This is a genomic window from uncultured Roseicyclus sp. (assembly GCF_937892565.1).
Lineage (GTDB): Bacteria > Pseudomonadota > Alphaproteobacteria > Rhodobacterales > Rhodobacteraceae > Roseicyclus.
Genome location: NZ_CALAHQ010000013.1, coordinates 1 through 21,753 on the forward strand (window position 1 = coordinate 1; position 21,753 = coordinate 21,753).

General features: G+C 64.0%; 21 protein-coding genes and 2 tRNA genes. 6 read left to right on the forward strand and 17 right to left on the reverse strand.

The window, feature by feature from the left end; all coding sequences use genetic code 11:
* The 3 genes from Q0094_RS02045 to Q0094_RS02055 all read right to left on the reverse strand — a co-directional run.
* Nucleotides 1–992, reverse strand: a 992-nt coding sequence (locus Q0094_RS02045; protein ID WP_297614739.1) for a hypothetical protein, incomplete at its 3' end; no start/stop codon positions are given.
* A gap of 15 nt (nucleotides 993–1,007) precedes the next feature.
* The gene (locus Q0094_RS02050) at nucleotides 1,008–1,688 is read right to left on the reverse strand and encodes a sugar transferase (RefSeq protein WP_297614741.1); all 681 of its coding nucleotides are present in this window, start codon (nucleotides 1,686–1,688) and stop codon (nucleotides 1,008–1,010) included.
* 218 nt (nucleotides 1,689–1,906) lie between these two features.
* Nucleotides 1,907–1,990: transfer RNA gene (locus tag Q0094_RS02055), tRNA-Tyr, on the reverse strand.
* Nucleotides 1,991–2,112: 122 nt separating this feature from the next.
* On the opposite strand from Q0094_RS02055, the gene rlmB reads away from it, so the two are divergent.
* The 3 genes from rlmB to Q0094_RS02070 all read left to right on the forward strand — a co-directional run bounded on the left by rlmB (nucleotide 2,113) and on the right by Q0094_RS02070 (nucleotide 3,858).
* Entirely contained in the window at nucleotides 2,113–2,895 is a 783-nt protein-coding gene (rlmB, locus tag Q0094_RS02060) for a 23S rRNA (guanosine(2251)-2'-O)-methyltransferase RlmB (RefSeq protein WP_297614743.1), read from the forward strand.
* A gap of 10 nt (nucleotides 2,896–2,905) precedes the next feature.
* Nucleotides 2,906–3,211, forward strand: coding sequence for a hypothetical protein (locus tag Q0094_RS02065; RefSeq protein WP_297614745.1), 306 nt, complete (start codon nucleotides 2,906–2,908; stop codon nucleotides 3,209–3,211).
* Between the two features lie 173 nt (nucleotides 3,212–3,384).
* Nucleotides 3,385–3,858, forward strand: coding sequence for a CoA-binding protein (locus tag Q0094_RS02070; RefSeq protein ID WP_297614747.1), 474 nt, complete (start codon nucleotides 3,385–3,387; stop codon nucleotides 3,856–3,858).
* A 95-nt stretch (nucleotides 3,859–3,953) separates the two neighbouring features.
* Here Q0094_RS02070 and Q0094_RS02075 read toward each other — a convergent pair whose 3' ends face one another.
* From Q0094_RS02075 to hisA, 3 genes are all read right to left on the reverse strand, one after another.
* Nucleotides 3,954–4,271, reverse strand: coding sequence for a phosphoribosyl-ATP diphosphatase (locus tag Q0094_RS02075; RefSeq protein ID WP_297614749.1), 318 nt, complete (start codon nucleotides 4,269–4,271; stop codon nucleotides 3,954–3,956).
* Complete coding sequence (gene hisF, locus Q0094_RS02080) at nucleotides 4,268–5,029, reverse strand: imidazole glycerol phosphate synthase subunit HisF (protein ID WP_297614751.1); 762 nt, start codon at nucleotides 5,027–5,029, stop codon at nucleotides 4,268–4,270. The genes Q0094_RS02075 and hisF overlap by 4 nt, the downstream gene beginning before the upstream one ends.
* 77 nt (nucleotides 5,030–5,106) lie before the next feature.
* Nucleotides 5,107–5,823 (reverse strand): 1-(5-phosphoribosyl)-5-[(5-phosphoribosylamino)methylideneamino]imidazole-4-carboxamide isomerase, encoded by a 717-nt coding sequence (hisA, locus tag Q0094_RS02085; protein ID WP_297614754.1) that lies wholly within the window; start codon nucleotides 5,821–5,823, stop codon nucleotides 5,107–5,109.
* A 147-nt stretch (nucleotides 5,824–5,970) separates the two neighbouring features.
* Here hisA and Q0094_RS02090 point away from each other — a divergent pair, with 147 nt between their 5' ends.
* Nucleotides 5,971–6,366 carry a DUF2147 domain-containing protein gene (locus tag Q0094_RS02090; RefSeq protein ID WP_297614756.1) on the forward strand — a complete coding sequence of 132 codons (396 nt, stop codon included), beginning with the start codon at nucleotides 5,971–5,973 and terminating at the stop codon, nucleotides 6,364–6,366.
* 22 nt (nucleotides 6,367–6,388) lie between these two features.
* Here the strand turns inward: Q0094_RS02090 and hisH are convergent, their stop codons facing one another.
* The 10 genes from hisH to Q0094_RS02140 all read right to left on the reverse strand — a co-directional run bounded on the left by hisH (nucleotide 6,389) and on the right by Q0094_RS02140 (nucleotide 17,912).
* Nucleotides 6,389–7,027, reverse strand: coding sequence for an imidazole glycerol phosphate synthase subunit HisH (gene hisH / locus Q0094_RS02095; protein WP_297614758.1), 639 nt, complete (start codon nucleotides 7,025–7,027; stop codon nucleotides 6,389–6,391).
* 4 nt (nucleotides 7,028–7,031) lie between these two features.
* Nucleotides 7,032–7,619, reverse strand: a complete 588-nt coding sequence (gene hisB, locus Q0094_RS02100; protein ID WP_297614760.1) for an imidazoleglycerol-phosphate dehydratase HisB — start codon at nucleotides 7,617–7,619, stop codon at nucleotides 7,032–7,034.
* A gap of 64 nt (nucleotides 7,620–7,683) precedes the next feature.
* Nucleotides 7,684–8,778, reverse strand: coding sequence for a DUF1972 domain-containing protein (locus Q0094_RS02105; protein ID WP_297614762.1), 1,095 nt, complete (start codon nucleotides 8,776–8,778; stop codon nucleotides 7,684–7,686).
* 67 nt (nucleotides 8,779–8,845) lie between these two features.
* Nucleotides 8,846–9,082, reverse strand: coding sequence for a hypothetical protein (locus tag Q0094_RS02110; protein ID WP_297614764.1), 237 nt, complete (start codon nucleotides 9,080–9,082; stop codon nucleotides 8,846–8,848).
* Nucleotides 9,083–9,224: 142 nt separating this feature from the next.
* Entirely contained in the window at nucleotides 9,225–9,920 is a 696-nt protein-coding gene (locus tag Q0094_RS02115) for a YjbF family lipoprotein (RefSeq protein WP_297614766.1), read from the reverse strand.
* Nucleotides 9,911–11,977: a YjbH domain-containing protein gene (locus Q0094_RS02120; RefSeq protein ID WP_297614768.1), complete on the reverse strand. Its 2,067-nt coding sequence runs from the start codon at nucleotides 11,975–11,977 to the stop codon at nucleotides 9,911–9,913. The genes Q0094_RS02115 and Q0094_RS02120 overlap by 10 nt, the downstream gene beginning before the upstream one ends.
* A gap of 321 nt (nucleotides 11,978–12,298) precedes the next feature.
* Nucleotides 12,299–12,373: transfer RNA gene (locus Q0094_RS02125), tRNA-Gly, on the reverse strand.
* Between the two features lie 93 nt (nucleotides 12,374–12,466).
* Nucleotides 12,467–12,850, reverse strand: a complete 384-nt coding sequence (locus Q0094_RS02130; protein ID WP_297614770.1) for a VOC family protein — start codon at nucleotides 12,848–12,850, stop codon at nucleotides 12,467–12,469.
* A 12-nt stretch (nucleotides 12,851–12,862) separates the two neighbouring features.
* The gene (gene pyc / locus Q0094_RS02135) at nucleotides 12,863–16,303 is read right to left on the reverse strand and encodes a pyruvate carboxylase (protein WP_297614773.1); all 3,441 of its coding nucleotides are present in this window, start codon (nucleotides 16,301–16,303) and stop codon (nucleotides 12,863–12,865) included.
* A gap of 463 nt (nucleotides 16,304–16,766) precedes the next feature.
* Entirely contained in the window at nucleotides 16,767–17,912 is a 1,146-nt protein-coding gene (locus Q0094_RS02140; protein ID WP_297614775.1) for an alpha-hydroxy acid oxidase, read from the reverse strand.
* Between the two features lie 180 nt (nucleotides 17,913–18,092).
* Here Q0094_RS02140 and Q0094_RS02145 point away from each other — a divergent pair, with 180 nt between their 5' ends.
* A complete protein-coding gene (locus Q0094_RS02145; RefSeq protein ID WP_297614777.1) occupies nucleotides 18,093–20,540 on the forward strand; it encodes an ATP-dependent helicase in 2,448 nt (815 codons plus the stop codon).
* Between the two features lie 3 nt (nucleotides 20,541–20,543).
* Here Q0094_RS02145 and Q0094_RS02150 read toward each other — a convergent pair whose 3' ends face one another.
* Nucleotides 20,544–21,137: a LysE family translocator gene (locus tag Q0094_RS02150; RefSeq protein ID WP_297614779.1), complete on the reverse strand. Its 594-nt coding sequence runs from the start codon at nucleotides 21,135–21,137 to the stop codon at nucleotides 20,544–20,546.
* Between the two features lie 72 nt (nucleotides 21,138–21,209).
* On the opposite strand from Q0094_RS02150, the gene Q0094_RS02155 reads away from it, so the two are divergent.
* Nucleotides 21,210–21,662: an Lrp/AsnC family transcriptional regulator gene (locus Q0094_RS02155; protein WP_297614781.1), complete on the forward strand. Its 453-nt coding sequence runs from the start codon at nucleotides 21,210–21,212 to the stop codon at nucleotides 21,660–21,662.
* The last annotated feature ends 91 nt before the right edge of the window (nucleotides 21,663–21,753 follow it).

Below are 21,753 nucleotides of genomic sequence, written 5' to 3' on the forward strand. Positions count from 1 at the left end.
AGCGTGTTGCGGATCGCGTGTTCGGTGCGTGGCAGGTTTTCACGGTCAAACAGCGCGCGCGCCTTGGCACCCTTGCCCTGATAGATCATCCGCTTGATCGGTTCATGGGCCTTGAGCACCTTTTTCATGCGGTGCGGGCGGGCGATATCCTCCAGCAGGTCGATCACCGCCTGATCTTCGCGGGCATAGGCCAGGGGCAGCACCCGGTAGTGGCAACTGTGGCTGCCATCGAGCCAGCCGGGCGCCAGCGCGTCGCGCCCGCCACCAAAGGCGTGGATCACCAAGGGCAGCGCCACCTGATCGAGCCACGGATCAAGGGATTGGCACAGCAATTCGGCTGGTGGCGTGTCGCGGATGGCCAGCGCGTAATCGGCAAAGCGGCGCCCGAAGACGCCCGGATCGCGATGATAAAAGAAGCCCGCGTTGAAATAGAGGTAGCGGCGCCAGTATTCATCGGGCCAGGACAGGTCCAGAGAGCTGTCGAAATCGAGCCCGAACCGGTCATAGAGCGATTTCCAGATCGCCGTGTAGCCCGGCCCGTACAGTTCCAGCTTCGGCCAGGTCGGCTCGACCTTCAGGCTGGCCGATGGGCGGTCAAAGTCAAAGGGAACCTCTGTCAGATCGCCGGTAATCAGGGTGTCGGTGTCGAAGAACACGAACGGCTCATCTGGGGGCAGGGCCGCCAATGCCTCGATCTTGTTGCCATAGGGGTAGATCTCCCCGAAATGGCGGCTTTCGAACGGCACGATCGTCGCCCCGAAATCTTCGGTCAAAAGCGCGCGGGCGGCGTGATCTTTCATGCGTGGGTCATGTGACCAGCGGGGGCCGGGTTGTGGTTCGGCCACAAGGAAGCGACCGGGAAAATGCGGGTTGAACCGGCGGAAGGAGGCCGCAAACAGCACCGCCTCATAGGTCAGCCGCCCAGCTTGGCCCACGATCAGCATGTTGAAAGGTTTGGGCTTGGGCGGTGCGGCGCCGGGTGCTGTCACCATGCTGGACCAAATCCTTCAGGTGCCGCGCATGGTCCAGACGGTCACGATGGTGCGCCAGAATATCCACAGATCAAGCCCAAGGCTGGCCCGGCGGATATAGTCGATATCAGCGGCCGTTTTCAGGCGCGTGGCCTCGAACCCTTGGGCATACCCCAGCTCAATCTGCGCCAGTCCGCTGATGCCGGGCCGCACCATGTAGCGGTGGCGATATCCGGGGATGGTGTGCACATAATGATGGGCATGGGCAAAATAATCGGGTCTGGGTCCGATCAAGCTCATCTCGCCGCGAAAGACGTTCACGATCTGGGGCAGCTCGTCAAAGCGGGTCATGCGCAGCCAACGGCCCAAAGGGGTGATGCGATGCGTTTCAATCGGGTCATCGGGGCCGCGCTGATGCGCGGCGCCGCACCACATGGTGCGAAACTTCACCGTGCGAAACGGCCTACAGTCGCGGCCCATCCGCTTTTGGGTGAACAAAAGCGGCCCTGGGTTCAGGATCGGGTTCAGCACCAAAAGCACCAGCGCAACGATCACCATGGCCGGAAGCAAGACCAATGCGCAAAATCCCAGATCGAGCGCGCGCTTTGCGGTGCGGTAGCCCGCCGACTGCTCTGGAAAGACGTCAGCGGGACGCACAGCCTCCAACTCTACCGACTGAAAATCGGGAATGAGTGTCACGTTCAGTGTCCCCAGCATCAGCCTTGCGCACAAAGCGCACGCCCCAGATCTTTCGGTAGATCAATGTGTCTTAAGCGGCAATGGTCAAGGGGATATTACCGGGGCCAAAACTGCAATTGGCCTCTTTTCGGCCACTTTAGGCGTATTGGATGGCAGAAGTGAAACCGCGATCATCAAGATCACGCGGCTCTCATCCCGCTGCCAGGCAGCGGGGCGCGTATGATTCTGATGGGGGATGGTGGGCGACCCTGGAATCGAACCAGGCACGGGTCTCCCCGGCGGAGTTACAGTCCGCTGCCGCACCTTGCAGCTCGTCGCCCTACGCGAGGGGTGGATAATCACGGTCGCCGGGGTCGTCAACCGTGAAATCGCTTATGGGCTGCCTATTGGCTTTCGGGCGCGCGCCGCGTAACCCGATGAGGCAGGAACAAGGGCGCCGATCATGGTGAAAAAACCCAGCTGGGTCATCGACAAGGAAAAAGCCAAACGCGCCTCGGCCGCCGAGACAGTGTGGCTTTTTGGTCTGCATGCGGTGCGCGATGCGTTGATGAACCAAAACCGCGTCCGGCTGCGTCTTGTGGTGACGCGCAACGCCGCCGACAAGCTGGCCGATGCGATCGCCGCCGCTGGCATGACGCCCGAGATCGAAGACCCGCGCCATTTTTCGGCCCCGCTCGACCCCGGTTCGGTGCATCAGGGCGCCGCACTCGAGGTCAAGCCGCTTGATTGGGGGCGGCTCGAGGATCTGGCGCTGGCCGAAGGTTCAGGTGCGCCGCGCCTTGTGCTGCTTGACCGGGTCAGCGACCCGCACAATGTCGGCGCCATCCTGCGCTCGGCCGAGGTGTTCGGCGCGCAAGCGGTGCTTGCGCCCGCCCGCCATTCTGCCCCCGAAACCGGGGCTTTGGCCAAGACCGCATCCGGGGCGCTCGAACGCCAGCCCTATCTGCGGGTGCCCAATCTGGGCAATGCGATCGAGACGCTCAAGGATATGGGCTACACGGTCCTTGGGCTGGACGGGGACGCGACGATGGAATTGGCCGATGCGGCCAAGGGGTTGACCGCGCGGCCCGTGGCGCTGGTTCTTGGCGCCGAGGGGCCGGGATTGCGCGAACGCACGCGCGCGCTCTGCGATCATCTGGTGCGCATTCCGGCGGCTGGTGCGTTTGGGTCGCTCAACGTCTCGAATGCGGCGGCTGTCTCGCTTTATGCGGTGACACGTCCCTGAAGGATCGGCCATGTCCCTGCCCACCAAGATCGCCACCTGTTCTTATTGCGGCCGCCGTGCGGCGCTGCAACTGACTGCGCGGGGCGGGCATGAGATGGCCTGCGGTGCCTGCGGCGCGCCCTTGCACGAGATGAAATGGCTCAAGCCACCCGCCCCTGATCATCCGGTCAAGCGCAGCAAACCGGCCATGGCCCCCCATGGCGGGCCGCTGCCCCGGCAGCCGCGGCTGGCGCCCAGGCCTGTCAAACGGCGCAAACCCCTGTGGCAAAAGGCGCTGTCCGAGGTGTTCGATCTGATCGAGGATATTTTCGATTAGGTCGGCTGATCCTTTCACGATGTCGTGCCCGCCCTCCAAATGCGGGATTGGCCCCATATGTGCCGGGTGTGGCTGCGACCCGGAACGGCGCAGTCGCCACTGTCCCTCGTTCCATCACCTGCGCCCGCGTCATTTCGGCTGCGGGCGCTTTTTTGATCTGGTATGAGCGCGGCATGACCCAGTCGCCGACAGATGATCTTTTGCGCGATATTCTCAAACGCGCGCGCGTCTTTGCGCTGGTGGGCGTGTCGCCCAACCCGGTGCGCCCCAGCCATTATGTGGGCCGCTATCTGGGGCTGAAGGGCTATCGCGTGATCCCGGTCAATCCGGGCCATGCGGGTGAGACGCTCTGGGGCCAAACGGTGCGCGCAAGCCTGTCGGATATCTCCGAACCGGTGGATGTCGTCGACATCTTTCGCCGCCCCGATGCCGTGCCTGCGATTGTGGAGGAGGCGCTGACCATGGCACCGCGCCCCAAGGTCATCTGGATGCAGATCGGCGTCACCCATGCCAAGGCCGCCGCGCGCGCCGAGGCGGCCGGATTGATCGTGATCGAGAACCGTTGCCCCAAGATCGAGTATCAGCGGCTCTTTGGCGAATTGCGCATGGGCGGCTTCAACACCGGGATCATTTCGTCAAAGCTGTGACGGGGGCGGAAAACCCGGGTTTTCCGCATGGGAAAACGCCCGTTTTCCCATCCGAAAAACTTGCGTTTTTCGGCGCGTTTTCCGCAAGGAAAACGCTACGTCCGCCCGGCTTTTTCCACGAGGCCGGACTGCCCTTCGCGCCGGTCCAGTTCGGCGCAGACATCCGACAGCGTGATGTCGCGTGCGGCCAGCATTACCAACAGGTGATAGAGCACATCCGCCGCTTCGGCTGTCAGACGCGCGCGATCGCCGCGCACCGCCTCCACGATCGCTTCCACGGCTTCCTCGCCAAATTTCTCGGCGCATTTCTCGGGGCCCTTGGCCAAAAGCCTCGCGGTCCATGACCTGTCGGGATCGGCCCCTTTGCGGGCGGCAATGGTGGCGGCAAGGCGGTGCAGCGTGTCGTCGCTCATGTCAGCCTCATGGGAATGCCTGCCTTGGCCATGTGCGCCTTGGCCTGGGCGATGGAATAGGTGCCGAAATGAAAGATCGATGCCGCCAGCACCGCGCTGGCGTGCCCCTCGGTCACGCCTTCGACCAGATGATCCAATGTGCCAACGCCACCCGAGGCGATCACCGGCACGGGCACCGCATCCGCGACCGCGCGTGTCAGCGGCAGGTTGAAGCCCGATCTGGTTCCGTCGCGATCCATCGAGGTCAAAAGGATCTCGCCTGCGCCTTTTCCGACGACGAGCCTTGCGAATTCCACCGCATCGATGCCGGTGGGTTTGCGCCCGCCATGGGTGAAGATCTCCCATTTTCCGGGCGCCACGGTTTTTGCGTCGATCGCGACCACGATGCATTGGCTGCCGAACTTGTCGGCCGCGCGCGCGACCACATCGGGCTCTGCCACGGCCGCGGAGTTGAAGCTGACCTTGTCAGCACCCGCCAGCAGGAGGTTGCGCACATCCTCGACCGTCCGCACGCCGCCGCCGATGGTCAGCGGCATGAAGCATTGCTCGGCCGTGCGGGTGGCCAGTTCATACATCGTGCCGCGGTTTTCATGCGTGGCCTGGATGTCGAGGAAACACAACTCATCCGCGCCCGCCGCATCATAGGCGCGCGCCTGTTCGACCGGATCGCCCGCATCGACCAGATCGACGAAATTCACGCCCTTGACCACGCGGCCATCGGCGACATCGAGACAGGGGATGATGCGGGTCTTGAGCATGATTTGTGCCTAGCCGATTGGTGGCATCGAGGGAAGGCTGCGTTGGGATCTGCGTATTTCTGGAAAGATGAAGGGCATCAGGACAGGGCCTTGATCGCTTGGCCCAGATCAAGCGCCCCGTCATAAAGTGCGCGCCCCGAAATCGCGCCTGCGATCACGCCTGTGTCGCGCAAGGCGATCAGATCGGCCAGGGACGATACACCGCCCGATGCGATCACGGGGATCGCGGTGGCACGCGCCAGATCGGCGGTGGCCGCGATATTGGGCCCGCCCATCGCCCCGTCGCGGTCGATGTCGGTGTAGATGATTGCGGCCACGCCCGCATCCTCGAATTGGCGCGCCAGATCGCTGACCATCACATCGGTCTCTTCGGCCCAGCCCTTGGTGGCGACGCGACCCTTGCGGGCGTCGATGCCGACCGCGATCTGGCCGGGAAAGCTTTGGGCGGCCGCGCGCACAAGGTCGGGGTTTTCGACCGCAACGGTGCCAAGGATCACGCGGGCAATGCCCTTTGTCAGCCACATCTCGATCGTGGCCATGTCGCGGATGCCGCCGCCCAGTTGCGCGGGAACCGAGGTGGCGGCCAAGATCGCCGTGACTGCGGCACCGTTCACGGGGCTGCCCGCGAAGGCGCCGTTGAGGTCCACGAGGTGCAACCACGCGCAGCCCGCATCTTGAAAAGCGCGCGCTTGGGCCGCCGGATCGGTGTTGAAGACGGTGGCTTTGTCCATCTCACCGCGCAACAGGCGGACGGCATGGCCATCCTTGAGATCGATGGCGGGATAGAGGATCATGCGCGCTGGTCCTTTCACGGATGTTGGCGCGCTTTTGTCAAAGGCGCGCGCAATCGGCAAGGGCGGCTTGTGGCGCAACGTCACGCTGGACAGACTCGCCCGGCCCGAGGCTAGATGGCACTGCAATCCTTGGGAGGAGATTAGTCCATGCGGAAATACCTGCTCGGTGCAGCGATGCTGATGGCGATGGGAACGGCGGCCTCGGCCGATCCCGCACACGGCATCTGGCAGACTGAGGTCGATGACGGCGCATTTGCCCATGTGCAACTTGGGCCCTGTGCCAACGCCGCTGCTGTCTGCGGCAGTATCATCAGCACCTTCCGCGACGGCGGCACCCCATACGACAGCCCCAATTTGGGCCGGCAACTGGTTATCGACATGGTGCCGCAAGGCGGCGGCGACTACGAAGGTTCGGTGTGGCGTCCCTCAAACGACCGCATCTACATTGGCCGCATGGAGGTGTCAGACGACCGCCTCGCGCTGCGTGGGTGTGTCGCCGGCGGGCTCATCTGCGCGCGGCAGAATTGGGTAAGAGTTCAATAAGAAACGGCTCTGGTGGCCCGTCTCAGGGCCGCCAGTCCAGAAAATTGGCAATCAGCCTGAGCCCCGCGCGCTGGCTTTTCTCGGGGTGGAACTGGGTTCCCACGACATTGGCGCGGCCAACAATGGCCGTGACCTGCCCGCCATAGTCCACATGCGCCAGAAGATCGGCGGCATCGTCGAGACGCATGGCATAGGAATGCACGAAATAGGCGTGATCGCCGCTGCTGATCCCGGCCAGAACCGGATGCGGCGCGTCGATCACAAGATCGTTCCAACCCATATGCGGCACCTTGAGCATTGGGTCAGCGGGGGTGATGCGTGTGACCTCGCCTTGGATCCAGCCAAAGCCTGCGACATCCTCGTATTCGCGGCCCCATGAGGCCAGCATCTGCATGCCCACGCAGATGCCAAGGAACGGCACGGCGCGCTGTTCCACCGCTTCGATGATCGCGGCTTCCAGCCCGTCTATGGCCGCAAGGCCCCGGCGGCAGGCGGGAAAGGCCCCGTCACCGGGCAACACGATCCGCGTTGCGCGCGCCACCTGATCGGGGTCTGCCGTGACCAGAACCGCACCATGCCCGCCTTCGGCAGCCATGCGTTGAAACGCCTTTTCCGCCGAATGCAGATTGCCCGAATCGTAATCGATCAGCACCGTCGTCATGTGATCACAGCGTGCCCTTGGTCGACGGGATGGCGCTCTGGTTGCGCGGATCGGCCTCCAGCGCCTCGCGCAAGGCGCGTGCCACGGCCTTGAAGGCAGCCTCGGCGATGTGGTGGCTGTTGATCCCCGCAAGCTTGGTCACATGCAGCGTGATGCCACCATGGGTGGCGACCGCCTGGAAGAACTCGCGCACCAGTTCGGTGTCGAACCCGCCGATCCTGGGCGTGGGAAATTCCATGTCCCAGACCAGATAGGGCCGCCCCGACAGATCAAGCGCCGCGCGCACCAGCGCGTCATCCATCGCCAGATGAAAACTGCCATAGCGGCGGATGCCGCGCTTGTCGCTCATCGCCCTGGTCAGGGCCTGGCCCAGCGCGATACCCACATCCTCGACCGTGTGGTGGTCGTCGATATGCAGATCGCCCGTGGCGCGGATGTCCATATCGATCAGCGCATGGCGGGCCAGTTGGTCGAGCATGTGGTCGAAAAAGCCGATGCCGGTCTTGATGTCGTGGCGACCCGTGCCGTCAAGAGTGACCGACAGGGTGATGTCGGTCTCATTGGTCTTGCGGGTGATCTGGGCGGTGCGCATGGCTGGGCTCCCTGTGGCTGTGGGGGCGGGTATAGACGCGCGGGGGCTCAGGGGAAAGGGTGGGCTAAAGACCCAAGAGACGGAAATAGGCCGCTGTGACATCTTCCCAGCGATAGTGCTGCTCTGCGATGGTGCGCAGATCGGTCGCCATAAGCGGCCCATGGGCCGGATCGCAAAGCCGCACGACCACGGATTGCAGGCTTTCGACACTGTCGAAATAGGCCGCGCGCCCATGGGTCGTGGCGCGGTTGAAGCCGCAATCCCATGCCGCGATAGGCAGGCCCGCGCCCATCATGCGCACAAGAATGGGGTTGGTGCCGCCCGCCGAATGGCCGTGAAGATAGATCGCCGCGCCCTGTCGGATGGCGTTGAGGCGCGCCGGGTCATATTCGGCCTCGATCAGGTGCAGATGCGGGTGGTGGGCATGATGCGCTTTCAGCGTGCGACCATGATCCGTGGCCTGCCAGTTCGACACCGCGACCAGGGGCAGTTGGACGTTGCCCTTGGAAAACGCGTCAAGGATCAGCGCCAGATTGTTTTCCGGCTCGGCCCGGGCGATGGCCAGACCATAGCGCACGGGCAGGTTCAGATCCTCGACAGGGGCGATTGGCGCGGCGTTTTCATGGCCATAGGCGATCTGGGCGGGGTCGCGGCCATAGCTTTGGCGGATATGGGTCGCGATCTCGGGGTTGTCGGCCACGATCTCATGCGACCAGCGCGCGGCCAGCCGTTCCGAGCGGTGCAGCACCGCGCGCGCCAGCCCGCCCCATTTCGGGCGTTGCCATTCCAGACCGTCCAGATGGGTGATGATCCGCATGCCCGACAGCCGCCGGATCAGCGGCAAGGCAACCGCGCCCGACACACCCAGAACCAGCGCCGCGCCATGCCCGCTTTGCGCTGCCTGCAGCAGCGATAGCACATCATAGGGGATCGATTGCACCCCATTTGCCCGAAGCGGCAGGTAGCGCAGCGCGGCGCCCAGATGCTCGGTTGGGCGGGGGGCAGGGGTCTGGGGCGCGCTGCACCACACGGTCAGGCGATGAGCGACCCCCCGCTGGGCGGCCGCGCGCACCAATTCCCCGGCCAGCGTCTCAAAGCCGCCATAGCGTGCCGGAAGACCGACCGTGCCGATGATGGCGACCTTGTGCGCGTCGGGCATGTCCCGAAGGACGTGCCGGGGCGGCTGCGCCTGCCACAAGGCGGCCGACAGCCCCCCGGTGCCAGACTCAGGTGCCCGACGCGCTCGCGGCGGTGGCGTCACCTTGTTCGATGATCTGATAGAGCACGGTCCCGATCAACACCGTGCCGACGACGACAAAGCCGACCGGCAAGGTTGAGCCAAACACGACAACGGTCTGCGCCTGGGTCGAGGCCGTCGCCTCAAGCGGGCGGATATCCTGGGCCGATGCTGCCGTTCCGGCAAGCAGGGTTGCGACAAGCGCCGCAGCACAGACTTTTTCCATGATGAAACCTCCAATGACGGCTGTTTCCATCTTTAGGGTATATCACCCGTCCGATCAACGCGGTTCTTGCCATTGCATCGGATTTTTCCCACATTTCCGGACGCAGCGCTGAAACAAGAGGCACCATGGGTGCGCGCGCCCCTCAGGGGCGCAAGAGGGTCAGGGTTGCGGTGCCGATCTCGGGGCTGATCCACTGCCGTGAGTGAACGGCCCGTCCCGCGCGGTCGAGCCAGTAGAGATTTTCGAAGCGGTAGCCGTCTTGCCCTTGGCAGTGCTCGGTCATTTTCGTCAGGCCCACCATCGTGCCGGCGATGGCGATCGTGTCGGGGCCATCCAGCCGGAGTTGGCACTGGTAGATGCGGCTTTGCGGCCTTGCCTCGCCATCAAGATGGATCATGGCGCGCGCGACCGCACCGGCCCGACGCGCCGACAGCGCGGCTGATGTCGCGGCCGTATTGCTGGACATCAGATCGAAGCCGAAGCCACGGGTGGAGATCAGCACGCCGTGCTGGTCGCGTGCAAGGCCAAGCCCGTTTGGCCCGCGCCAGGTCTCGACGGTGCCATTCTGCCCCACACGGGTCATGCCGGTCGATCCGTCGAAGGAGGGCAGTTCGACCAGCATCAGCGGCCCGGGCAGCGCGGCCACCAGCTCTGGTGGCACTGTTGCCGCGGTCAGCACGGGCGTGGTCGCCCCGGCCGCGCCCCGTGCGTCTGTGACGCGGTCCATCGCATCGAGCAAGCCAACCACAATGGGGTTTTCGCGCCCTGTGCCACAGGCGGCCAGACTGGCCGACACGACGGCGGCGATTGCGGCAAGGCGGAGCGCAGTCAACGCCATATCATGCCTCCTGTGTCGTGCAGCCGGGTGCGGTGGTAATCCGTAACGAGGGCATTGAGCCGCCCCCGCAAGTTCAGCGTTGCGCCCCCATCGCGCAAAAGTGGCCGCAGCACGGTGCCCCCCTGTTCGCGCGTCGACGACCCCACGATGTAGCCCAGCGGAATCTCGAGCGTGATGCCCTTGTCAAAGCTGCCTTCGCCGAAATCCTCGAAGGAGACATCCGTCAAGGTCGCAAACGCGCCAAGGCGCCAGCCATTGCCGAACACCCGCGACAGGCGCAAGGTCGCGCCGTAATCCCCGGCAAGATAGCGCCCGGTATCGACCTGCGCCTCGAAATTCTCGCCCAGATCGACATAGGCCGACACATGGCCCATGGTGATGTCGTAGTCGCGCAAGCCCAGACCGCCGTCGAAGGCGCGTTGCCGCACGTGGTTCACCTCGACGCCGATGCCGATGCGGCTGTCCACGGGCCGCCACAACAGCTCGGTCGAAAGGCCGGCATACATCCGTTCCAGATAGCCAAGGCTGACGCGGCTGTAGAGGTTGCGCGCCGGGCGTCCGTAATGGCTGAGCGTCAGGTGCTGAAGGCGGACATCGCTTTCTTGCAGATAGCGATAGGCGTCGGTGCGCACCGGAAAGGGCGCGGTCGGGCTGGCCACGGGGCCTGCGACCTGTCGGGCCTTGTCGAGGGTGCCGGTAAGCCGGGCGCGAAGCTCGCCCTCCGCGACAAAGCCGCTGCCAAAGCTGTAGCTTGCATCGGCCCGCAGGCCAAGATCGGCGCGAACAGGGGCGGATGGATCGAAAAGCTGGGTCTCGACATAGGGCGCGATGCCCCATGTGACGCCGGCCTCTGGCGCGCGGATGTCGATCAGCCCGGGGTCGCGGACGCGGGTTGCGTCCTCGATCCGGGCGCGCTCAAGGATCTGGGCGGCCCCGTCGGGCGCGTGTTCTTGCGCCTCGATGTCGCTGCGGGTCATCCGGATGCGGCTGACATCCATGCCCTCGACCACAAAGACCACCTCGAACACCTCGACCGAGGGGGGCATCGTGATCGACAGAATGCGCATCGCGCGGCCAAGGGCCATGCTCTCGAATTGAAAGCGCGTGTTGCGCACCCGCAGCACGGCGCGATCGGCCTCGAGCGCAAGGCCCACGAATTCCAACCCATCCTCCGCCATCAGCCGCATGATGTTGTCGCGCAGGATGGCCGGGCCATCGGGCTGGGCGGTCCATGCGGTGGAATAGGCCGTGCTCTGGCGCGGCCGCGGGACAACCGGATTGGGCGCCGCCGTGACCAGCGTGTTGGCCGCAGGGCGTCGGGGATCGATCAGCGCATTGTAGCTGAGCGCAAGGGTGGTGCCGTAGAGATAGTGCAGACCCAAGGTGCCGTTGCTCCCGACCCGGTAGCTGGCCCCGAGGTTGATGGGGCTGTCGAGCCTGAACAGCCCATCGGCCACCTCGGCGCGGTAGAGATCCGGGGAATATTCGACCTGCAGGCGAAGCCGGTCTGTGGCCTGCCACTCGAGACCGCCGAAAAAGGCGGCATCGCCACGGAAGAACTGGCCGAAATCGACGCTTCCGCCCCGGCCGAAATCAATCGGCGGGCGTGCCCCGAAGGGCTGGCCAAGGGGGTTACGCTGGCCCAGGCGACCCCAGCCAAGCCCGGCGGTGACGGCCAGTTGGTCATCGGCGCCGAAATGGCGTGTCGCGACCAGGTATTCGCTGCCGTAGATGCCCGTGCCGACAAGATCGCGGATGCCAACCCCCAGCGCGGGCCACCAGCCGCCCTCGGGCAGGGCCAACCAGTGAATGTCAAAGCTCCGGTCGTAGTAGTATTGCTGGGCGGGCGGGCTGTCGTCTGGCGTGAAGCCGCCGCCGAGGATGGCGTAGCGAAAGGTGGCCGTCACGCGCGGCAGGACCTGAAAGGCGAGCGTCACGCGGGTCTGATCGGCAAAGCGGCTTGCCGTGACGCCCAGCATGCCATCGGACAGGGCGGTTGCGGTGGGGGTGTCGATCAGGCCGGGCAGGCCGAAGAAGTTGAGCGTCGGCCGCGTCATGGGTGTTTGGGACTGTTCGACCTGCGCATCCGCAAGACCCGCAGCGCAGAGGGTCAGACCCGTCAAGACGAGAGCCAGAAGACGCTGCATTGGCTGGGTTTCCCACTGTGGCCAGACGTTTGCTTTCCGACCGTTCGCGCGACCGTCCTGCGCGCTGCGACCGGAAATCTTTCGATCAGGAATTATCCCCTTCGCGCGGCAATGTCGCGACCAGCAGCATCCAGCGCGCAATTTGCCGCCCAGCGATGCAGCAAAGCCACGCTTGTTGCGCGATGGGCAATGACGAAAAGACCCGGGTCTTGCGACCCGGGCCTTTGCGACTGGAGCGGGTGATGAGATTCGAACTCACGACCCTTACCTTGGCAAGGTAATGCTCTACCACTGAGCTACACCCGCTCTGTGAGGGCGGGTTCTAGGGCGTGGCCGAACAGCCTGCAAGTGGAAAATTCGTGGCTGAAGCCGGAAATCTTTGGCGGGATTGCCACGGTCTCAGGCCGGTTGCACCAGATCCCAGCGATTGCCCCATGGATCCCGAAAAACCGCCACCACACCATAGGGTTCGTGGCGCGGCGCTTGCTCGAACATGACGCCCGCGGCCTGCATACGATGGTGTTGCGCCGTAAAATCCTGTGTTTCAAGAAAAAGCCAGACGCGCCCGGCCCCCTGCTGCCCGATGGCTTCGTGCTGCTCAGGCGTGGCTGCGCGCGCAAGGATCACGCTGGCCCCGCCGCAGGGCGACACGACGCGCACCCAGCGCTTGTCGCCCATCGCCACATCCTCCTGGCAACTCCAGCCCAGCGCATCGCGAAACCACGCGATTGCCGCATCATAATCGGGCACGATCAGGCTGAGTGCCCCCAAGCGCAGCGACATGGTGCGCTTCCTTTACTCCAACTCGATCAGCAGATCCTTGGCATCGATCTGCCCGCCGGGCGCGACATGCACGGCCTTGACCACCGCGTCGCGTTCGGCGTGCAGGCCGGTTTCCATCTTCATCGCCTCGATGGTCAGCATCAGATCGCCCATCTTGAGTTTCTGGCCCGCGGTGACCGCGACCGAGGCCACGACACCCGGCATCGGCGCACCGATATGGGCGGGGTTGCCGGGTTCCGCCTTGGCGCGTTTGACGGCGGTGCCCGTGATGCGGCGATTGGGCACGCGGATGGTGCGCGGCTGACCATTCAGTTCGAAGAAAACCTTGACCTCGCCCTCATCGGTGGTCTCGCCCACGGCCTGAAGCTGGATGACCAGCGTTTTTCCGGGGTCGATCTCGGCCTCGATTTCCTCGCCGGGTTCCATGCCGTAAAAGAAGGTCCGCGTGGGCAGGGTGCGCACCGGTCCGTAATCCTTGTGGCGGGTGGCATAGTCGCTGAACACCTTGGGATACATCAGAAATCCCATCAGATCCTCGCCATCGATGTCGTGTTCGAGCTTTGCGGCCAAATCGGCGCGGGTTTTTTCCAGATCGACGGGCGCCACATGCAGGCCGGGGCGATCAAGGATGGGTTGTTCATCCTTGAGCACCTTTTTCAAGATACCGGGGGGAAAGCCGCCCGGCGGCTGGCCCAGATTGCCGCGCAACATGTCGATCACGCTGTCGGGGAAGGCCACTTCCTTGGCGGGGTCTTCGACATCGGCGCGTGTCAGGCCCTGTGACACCATCATCAGCGCCATGTCGCCCACAACCTTGGATGACGGCGTGACCTTGACGATATCGCCGAACATCCGGTTCACATCGGCATACATCTGCGCCACCTCGTGCCAGCGATCCTCCAGCCCCATGGAGCGGGCTTGCGCCTTGAGGTTGGTGAACTGACCGCCCGGCATCTCGTGCAGATAGACCTCGGACGCGGGGGCCTGCATGCCGGATTCAAAAGCCGCGTAATGGGCGCGCACCGTTTCCCAATAATCGCTGATGTCGCGGATTGCCCGGATATCAAGGCCGGTGTCGCGCGGGGTGAATTGCAGCGATTCCACAATGGTGCCGAGTGTCGCCTGAGAGGTGTTGCCCGACAGCGCATCCATCGCGCAATCGACCGCATCCACGCCCGCATCGCTGGCCGCAAGGATGGTGCCACAGGCCACGCCCGCCGTGTCATGGGTGTGGAAATGGATGGGCAGATCAACCGCATCTTTCAGCGCGGGGATCAGCACGGCGGCGGAGGCGGGCTTCAAAAGCCCCGCCATGTCCTTGAGCCCCAGAACATGGGCGCCCGCGGCCTCCAGTTCCCTGGCCATGCTGACGTAGTATTTCAGGTCATACTTGGCCCGGTCGGGGTCAAGGATATTGCCGGTATAACAGATCGTGCCTTCACAGATCTTGCCGGCATCCTGCACCGCATCCATCGCCACGCGCATGTTTTCGACCCAGTTCAGGCTGTCGAACACGCGAAACACATCCACCCCCGATTGGGCTGCCTGCTTCACGAAAGCCTGCACCACATTGTCGGGGTAGATCGTGTAGCCCACGCCATTGGCCCCGCGCAAAAGCATCTGGGTCATGATGTTAGGCATGGCCGCGCGAATGTCGCGCAGGCGCTGCCACGGACATTCCTGCAAGAAGCGATAGGCCACGTCAAAGGTGGCCCCGCCCCAGCATTCCACCGAAAACAGCCCCGGCAGCCTGGCGGCATAGGCGGGCGCCACACGGATCATGTCGATCGACCGCATGCGGGTGGCCAAAAGCGACTGATGCCCGTCACGCATTGTGGTGTCGGTGATCAAAAGCTGTTTTTGGTCCTTCATCCACCGGGCCACGGCCAAGGGCCCCTGTTCATCCAGAAGCTGTCTTGTGCCCATGGCGTAGCGATCGCTGCGCGTGGCGGGGGGCTTGGGCGCCTTGACATCGGCGCGCGGGCGGGGGCGGCCTTCGGTCTCGGGGTGACCGTTGACGGTGATGTCGGCGATATAGGTCAAGATGCGCGTCGCCCGGTCGCGGCGCGGCTTGAAATCGAACAGTTCGGGCGTCGTGTCGATGAATTTCGTGGTGTATTGGTAATTCAGAAAGGTCGGGTGCTTGAGCAGGTTGATCACGAAGTCGATATTGGTGTTGACACCCCGGATACGAAATTCGCGCAGCGCCCGGTCCATCCGCGCGATCGCGGCCTCGGGGGTGGGGGCCCATGCGGTGACTTTTTCAAGCAGGCTGTCGTAATAGCGGGTGATCACGGCCCCCGAATAGGCCGTGCCGCCATCAAGCCGGATGCCCATGCCCGTGGCGCCGCGATAGGCGGTGATGCGCCCGTAATCGGGGATGAAGTTGTTGCTGGGATCCTCGGTCGTGACCCGGCACTGGATCGCGTGGCCGTCCAGCTTGACGTCATACTGGCTGGCAACCCCTGTCGCTTCGATCAGCGATTTGCCTTCGGCGATCAGGATCTGGGCGCGCACGATGTCGATGCCCGTGACCTGTTCGGTGACGGTATGTTCGACCTGAACGCGGGGGTTGACCTCGATGAAGTAGAATTGGCCGTTGTCCATATCCATCAGGAATTCGACCGTGCCCGCGCATTCATAATTCACATGCGCGCAGATCTTCTTGCCCAGCCGACAGATCTCGTCGCGCTGGGTCTGCGACAGATAGGGGGCGGGGGCGCGTTCCACGACCTTCTGGTTGCGCCGCTGGACCGAACAATCGCGCTCGTACAGGTGATAGATGTTGCCATGCGCATCGCCCAGGATCTGCACCTCGACATGGCGGGCGCGCAGGATCATCTTTTCGAGATACCCCTCGCCATTGCCGAATGCCGCCTCGGCCTCGCGCCGGCCCTCGCGGATCTTTTCCTCCAGGTCCTTTTCCGACTGGATGGGTCGCATGCCGCGCCCGCCGCCGCCCCATGACGCCTTGAGCATCAACGGATAGCCAATGGCCGCGGCCTCGGCGCGGATGGCATCCATGTCATCGCCCAGCACCTCGGTCGCGGGGATCACGGGAACACCCGCGGCCATGGCCACGCGGCGTGCGCTTGCCTTGTCGCCCAGCGCGCGCATCGTATCGGCCTTGGGTCCGATAAAGGTGATCCCCGCCGCGTGACAGGCATCGACGAAATCGGGGTTTTCCGACAAGAGCCCATAGCCCGGATGGATCGCATCCGCCCCCGAAAGCTTGGCCACCCGGATGATTTCCGCAATCGACAGATAGGCCGCCACGGGGCCCAATCCTTCGCCGATCTTGTAGGCCTCATCCGCCTTGAAGCGGTGCAGGCTCAGCTTGTCTTCCTCGGCGTAGATGGCCACCGTGCGCTTGCCCAGTTCATTGGCCGCGCGCATGACGCGGATCGCGATTTCGCCGCGATTGGCAATCAGGATCTTCTTGAAGTCAGGCATGGCACGGGCTCTCCATCTCGCGGATGCAGAATGTGTAGGCGGCGTGACAGGGTCGGGCAAATCTTTTCGTTTTGATTTTCCCAATAATTTCAAGTGAAAACGACGGCGCGCGCCATCCGGCGGCGCGGCAATTCGGTGCCGCGCTTGCGCTGCCATACCACCCGCTTAAGGCGAACATCCCGGGATCGTTGCAATTTTCGCAAGATGTCACGCGCGACCGCCCGAAGCTGTGCCTGATCATGTGGCCATCGTGCGGCGCTGAGTGCCCATTGCAGTGCCCGTGCGCCGCTGCGCGCATGGCATGGCATGGCCGGGCGGGCCCTGTTGCCCGGACCTGCGGGGCCATGATCTCTGACGGATCGACCGGTTGCCCGCGGCCCCCTTTGGTCTGGGGCGCTGGCATGGCGCCGCCGTGGGCATCGATTCGCGGCATCTGCCTTGGGTGGTGGGCCTGTTTCGCGCCTCAGCCCGGTGTTGCCAGCCGATCCGACAGCTCGTCAAGGCGCGTCACGCCCATCTGGGCCATGTTGCTGGTCATGTCCTTGACCAACACATCATGCCAATGCGCGGGCCCCGCTTGGCCCAGCGCGCCCAAGGCGTAATGCCACGCCCGGCCCATCATCACGAAATGCGCCCCCAGCGCCAGCGCCCGCAAGATGTCGAGCCCCCCCTCGATCCCGCTGTCGAAGATCAGCGGCAAGGTTGTGGCACCGCGCACCGCGCGCAGCGCATCAAGGCTGGCGGGCGATCCGTCAAACTGCCGCCCAGCATGATTAGAGACCCAGATCGCATCCACCCCCATGGTCTGAGCGCGCGCGGCGACATCTGCCTCCATCACGCCTTTCAAGATCAAATGACCCTGCCAAGCGTCCCGCAAGGCGGCCACATAATCCCAATCCGGGGCCGCGCGCAGCAAATAGCCCACATGCGCGGTCGAGGGCAGGGGGCCGGTCTTTTTCTGATCGGCGTAGCTGTCCATCAGCTTCATTCTGGGCATGCCCGTGGCCTGAATGCCAAGCGCCCAGACCGGGCAGCGCGCGACCTGTGCCAACAGGCGCGGCGTCAGGCGGGGGGGTTGGACCAAACCGCCGCGCGTTTGCCGCTCGCGCCGCGATGCGGCCGGCACATCGACCGTCAACACCAGCGTGTGAAATCCCGCCCCCTTGGCGCGTGCCAGCATGTCGTCGCGGATCTTGGTGTCGCGCGGCGGATACATCTGGAACCAGCCCTGATCGCCGATGGAACCGGCCATGTCTTCCGGGGTGCGGGTGGCGACGGTCGACAGCCCATAAGGGATGCCCGCTTTTGCCGCGTGCCGCGCCAGCATGCGTTCCGCATCGGGCCAGATCAACCCTGACATGCCCAGGGGTGCGATGCCGAAGGGCACGGGATAATCGCGCCCCAGAAACCGCGTGGACAGATCGGCCACGATCTCGCCCCTCAAGGCTGCGGGGTGAAACAGCACCGCATCCAGCGCAGCGCGATTGCGCTGGGTCACGGTTTCGTTGCCGGTCGCGCTGTCAAGATATTCCCATACGAAATGCGGGATGCGCGCGCGCGCACGGGATTTCAGATCGGAGAGGGCGGGGTATGTCGAATGCATGTCCATGGCGCAGACACAAGCGCGGCGCGTGGGCATTGTCCAGAGCTTGCGACAATGCCAAAAGATCGCGCCCGTCCCTTCATCTTTCCCAAACTACGCCTGCGCGCCGCCCTCCCCGGGGAAGAAATGGGAACATTATACGAACAAAGCTTTAAAGCCGCCCCGATCCGCACTATCGTGCCGCCCATGAGCAGTTTCGATGATTCAGACGCCTTCGAGGCGGCCTCCCGTTCCTTGTCGGCGCGCGCCATGGCGGCGCGGCCCATGCCGTACCTGGATGGGTTGAACCCCGCCCAACGTGCCGCGGTCGAGGCGCTGAAAGGCCCGGTCTTGATGCTGGCGGGGGCCGGTACGGGAAAAACCCGGGCCTTGACCGCGCGCATTGCCCATCTTCTGGTGACGGGCACAGCACAGCCCAATGAAATCCTTGCCGTGACCTTTACCAACAAGGCCGCGCGCGAAATGAAGCTGCGGGTGGCCAGCCTGTTGGGCCAGCCTGCCGAGGGGATGCCATGGCTTGGCACGTTTCATGCGATCTGCGCCAAGCTGCTCCGCCGACATGCGGAGCTGGTGGGGCTGAAATCCAACTTCACGATTCTCGATACCGACGATCAGCTGCGGCTGATGAAACAACTGATCATCGCCGATAACATCGACGAAAAGCGCTGGCCTGCCCGCCAACTTGCGGGCCTGATCGATGCCTGGAAAAACCGGGCGTTGACCCCCGACAAGCTTCCGGCCGCCGAGGCGGGCGCCTTCAACCGGCGCGGGCCTGCGCTTTACGGGCAATACCAGACCCGCCTGCGTGAACTGAACGCCGTCGATTTCGGCGATCTTCTGGTGCATATGATCACCATTTTTCAGGCCCATCCCGATCTGCTGGGCCAATATCAGCGCTGGTTCCGCTTCATTTTGGTTGATGAATACCAAGATACCAACATCGCCCAGTATCTTTGGCTCAGGTTGCTGGCGCAGGGGCATTCCAACATCTGCGTCGTGGGCGACGACGATCAGTCGATCTATGGCTGGCGCGGGGCCGAGGTGGGCAACATCTTGCGCTTCGAGACGGATTTTCCCGGCGCGTCCGTGATCCGGCTGGAACAGAACTACCGCTCGACCGGCCATATTCTGGCGGCCGCATCGGCGGTGATCGCGGGCAATCAGGGGCGTTTGGGCAAAACGCTCTGGACGGATGGCGAGGATGGCGAAAAGCTGCGCCTGATCGGCCATTGGGATGGCGAGGAAGAAGCCCGCTGGATCGGCGAAGAGATCGAGGCGATGGCCCGTGGCACCCGCGGCATGGCCCCGATCAGCCCCGATGGCATGGCGATCCTTGTGCGCGCCAGCCACCAGATGCGCGCGTTCGAAGATCGTTTTCTCACCATCGGTCTGCCCTACCGCGTCATCGGCGGCCCGCGCTTTTACGAGCGGATGGAGGTGCGCGATGCCATGGCCTATTTCCGCGTCGTGGTCAGCCCTGATGATGATCTGGCCTTTGAGCGGATTTTCAATACGCCCAAGCGCGGCTTGGGCGACAAGGCGCAGGCGCTGATCCGGAAACTGGCACGCAGCCATGGCATCAGCCTGATCGAAGGTGCCCGGCTTGCGGTCGACACGGGCGCGCTGGGCGGCAAGGCGGCCCGTGACCTCAAGGCGCTGGTCGACGGCATCGCGCGCTGGCGCGGGCTGATGCTGGGCGCGGCGATGTCGGGCCCGGGCATGGCCCCCGAGGATGACCTGCTGATCGAGGAGGATCATCCGATACCCAAGATCAGCCACATCGAACTGGCCGAGATGATCTTGGACGAAAGCGGCTACACCGCGATGTGGCAGAACGACAAGACACCCGAGGCGCCGGGGCGGCTCGAGAACCTCAAGGAACTGGTCAAGGCGCTGGAATTGTTCGAGAACCTGCAAGGGTTCTTGGAACATGTCAGCTTGATCATGGACAATGAAAGCGACGAGTCCGAACCCAAGGTCACCTTGATGACGCTGCATGCTGCCAAGGGGCTGGAGTTTCCCGCCGTGTTTCTGCCCGGCTGGGAAGACGGGCTTTTCCCCTCGCAGCGTGCCATGGATGAAACCGGGATCAAGGGGCTCGAGGAAGAGCGCCGCTTGGCCTATGTCGGCATCACGCGGGCTGAACGTGTCTGCACGGTCAGCTTCGCGGGCAATCGCCGTGTCTATGGGCAATGGCAAAGCCAGATGCCAAGCCGCTTCATCGATGAGTTGCCCGAAGATCATGTCGAGGTGCTGACGCCGCCGGGTCTGCATGGGCATGGCCGGATGGGGGCCACGGCCAGCCCCGTGGCGGGAATGATGCGCGGCTCTGACCTGCATCAGGCGGCGGCGCGGGCCGATGTCTACAATTCGCCGGGCTGGAAGCGGCTGCAAACCAACACCGCCCGCCCGGGCCTGCGCCAGCCCGCCGAGGCGCGGCACATCACCATCGACGCTGAAGCGGTCAGCGCCTTTGCGCTGGGCGATCGGGTGTTTCACCAGAAATTCGGCTATGGGGCCGTGGTCTCGGTCGAGGGCGACAAGCTTGGCATCGCCTTTGACAAGGCGGGGGTCAAGCATGTGGTCGCGGGCTTTCTGGTCGCGGCCGACAGCGCGGACGATGTGCCGTTCTAGGGTCTATACCCCCAGCATCGGATAGAGCGAGGCCACCAGAAGCACCGCCATGGTGATGTTGAACGCCCTGAGCCGCCCCGGCCCGTGAAGCCAGCGCCGCAGCTGCGTGCCCATCGCGGCCCATGTCGCGACCGAGGGCAGATTGATCGCCGCAAAGATCACGGCCACCACCACCGCGCCCCAAGGCCCGGCATCCGGGGCGAAATTGGTCTGGGCATAAATCGCCATGTACCACGCCTTGGGATTGACCCATTGAAACCCTGCTGCCTGCAAGAAGCCAAACGGGCGCCCCTTGGCCGGGCCGTCACCGGGTGGGGCGGCATGGGCGATTTTCCAGGCCAGCCACAAGAGATAGGCCGCACTCACGGCCATCAGCGCCTGCCTGAGCCATGGCAGCGCCTCGAACAGCCCCAACAGACCCAATCCCACCAGTGCCACCATCACCGCATGCCCGATGGAAATGCCCAGCATGTGCGGCACGGTGCGCCTGAGCCCGAAATTGGCCCCCGAGGCCAGAAGCATGATGTTGTTGGGCCCCGGTGTGATCGAGGTCGCAAAGGCGAACAGGGTCAGGGCAAGGAGGATGTCAGCAGTCATGGTGCAACAATGCGCGAGATGCGCCGCAATGAAATTGCATTTTCTTGTTCAAGCCATGATATCTTGCAACAAATGACCAGCATCGATCAAAAAGACCGCCAGATATTGCGCATCTTGTCCCATGAGGGGCGGATCAGCAATCTTGAGCTGGCCGAACGGGTGGCGCTAAGCCCATCGGCCTGTTCGCGCCGGGTGCAGGCGCTTGAGGCAGCGGGGGTGATCGCGGGCTATCGCGCCGTGCTGGCGCCTGACCAAATGGGGGTGGGGTTCACCGCCTATCTGACCGTGGGTCTGTCCGAACACACCAAGCGGGTGCAAGAGGCGTTCGAGCGCGCGATGCAGGCCGCGCCCGAGGTTCGCGAATGCCACAACATCACCGGTGCGGTCGAATATCTGCTGCGCGTCGAGGTGACGGATCTGCGCGCCTACAAGCGGTTCCATACCGATATTCTGGGCGCGCTGCCACAGGTGGCAACGATCACGACCTATGTGGTGATGGGCTCGCCCAAGGATGAACGGGCCTAGGGACGCTTTGGCCTGTCGGGCGGCAAAAACAGGCTGCGCCAGGGTTTGCCCGATGATGTGATGGCGCGCCCATCACCAGCACAAGGGGCGG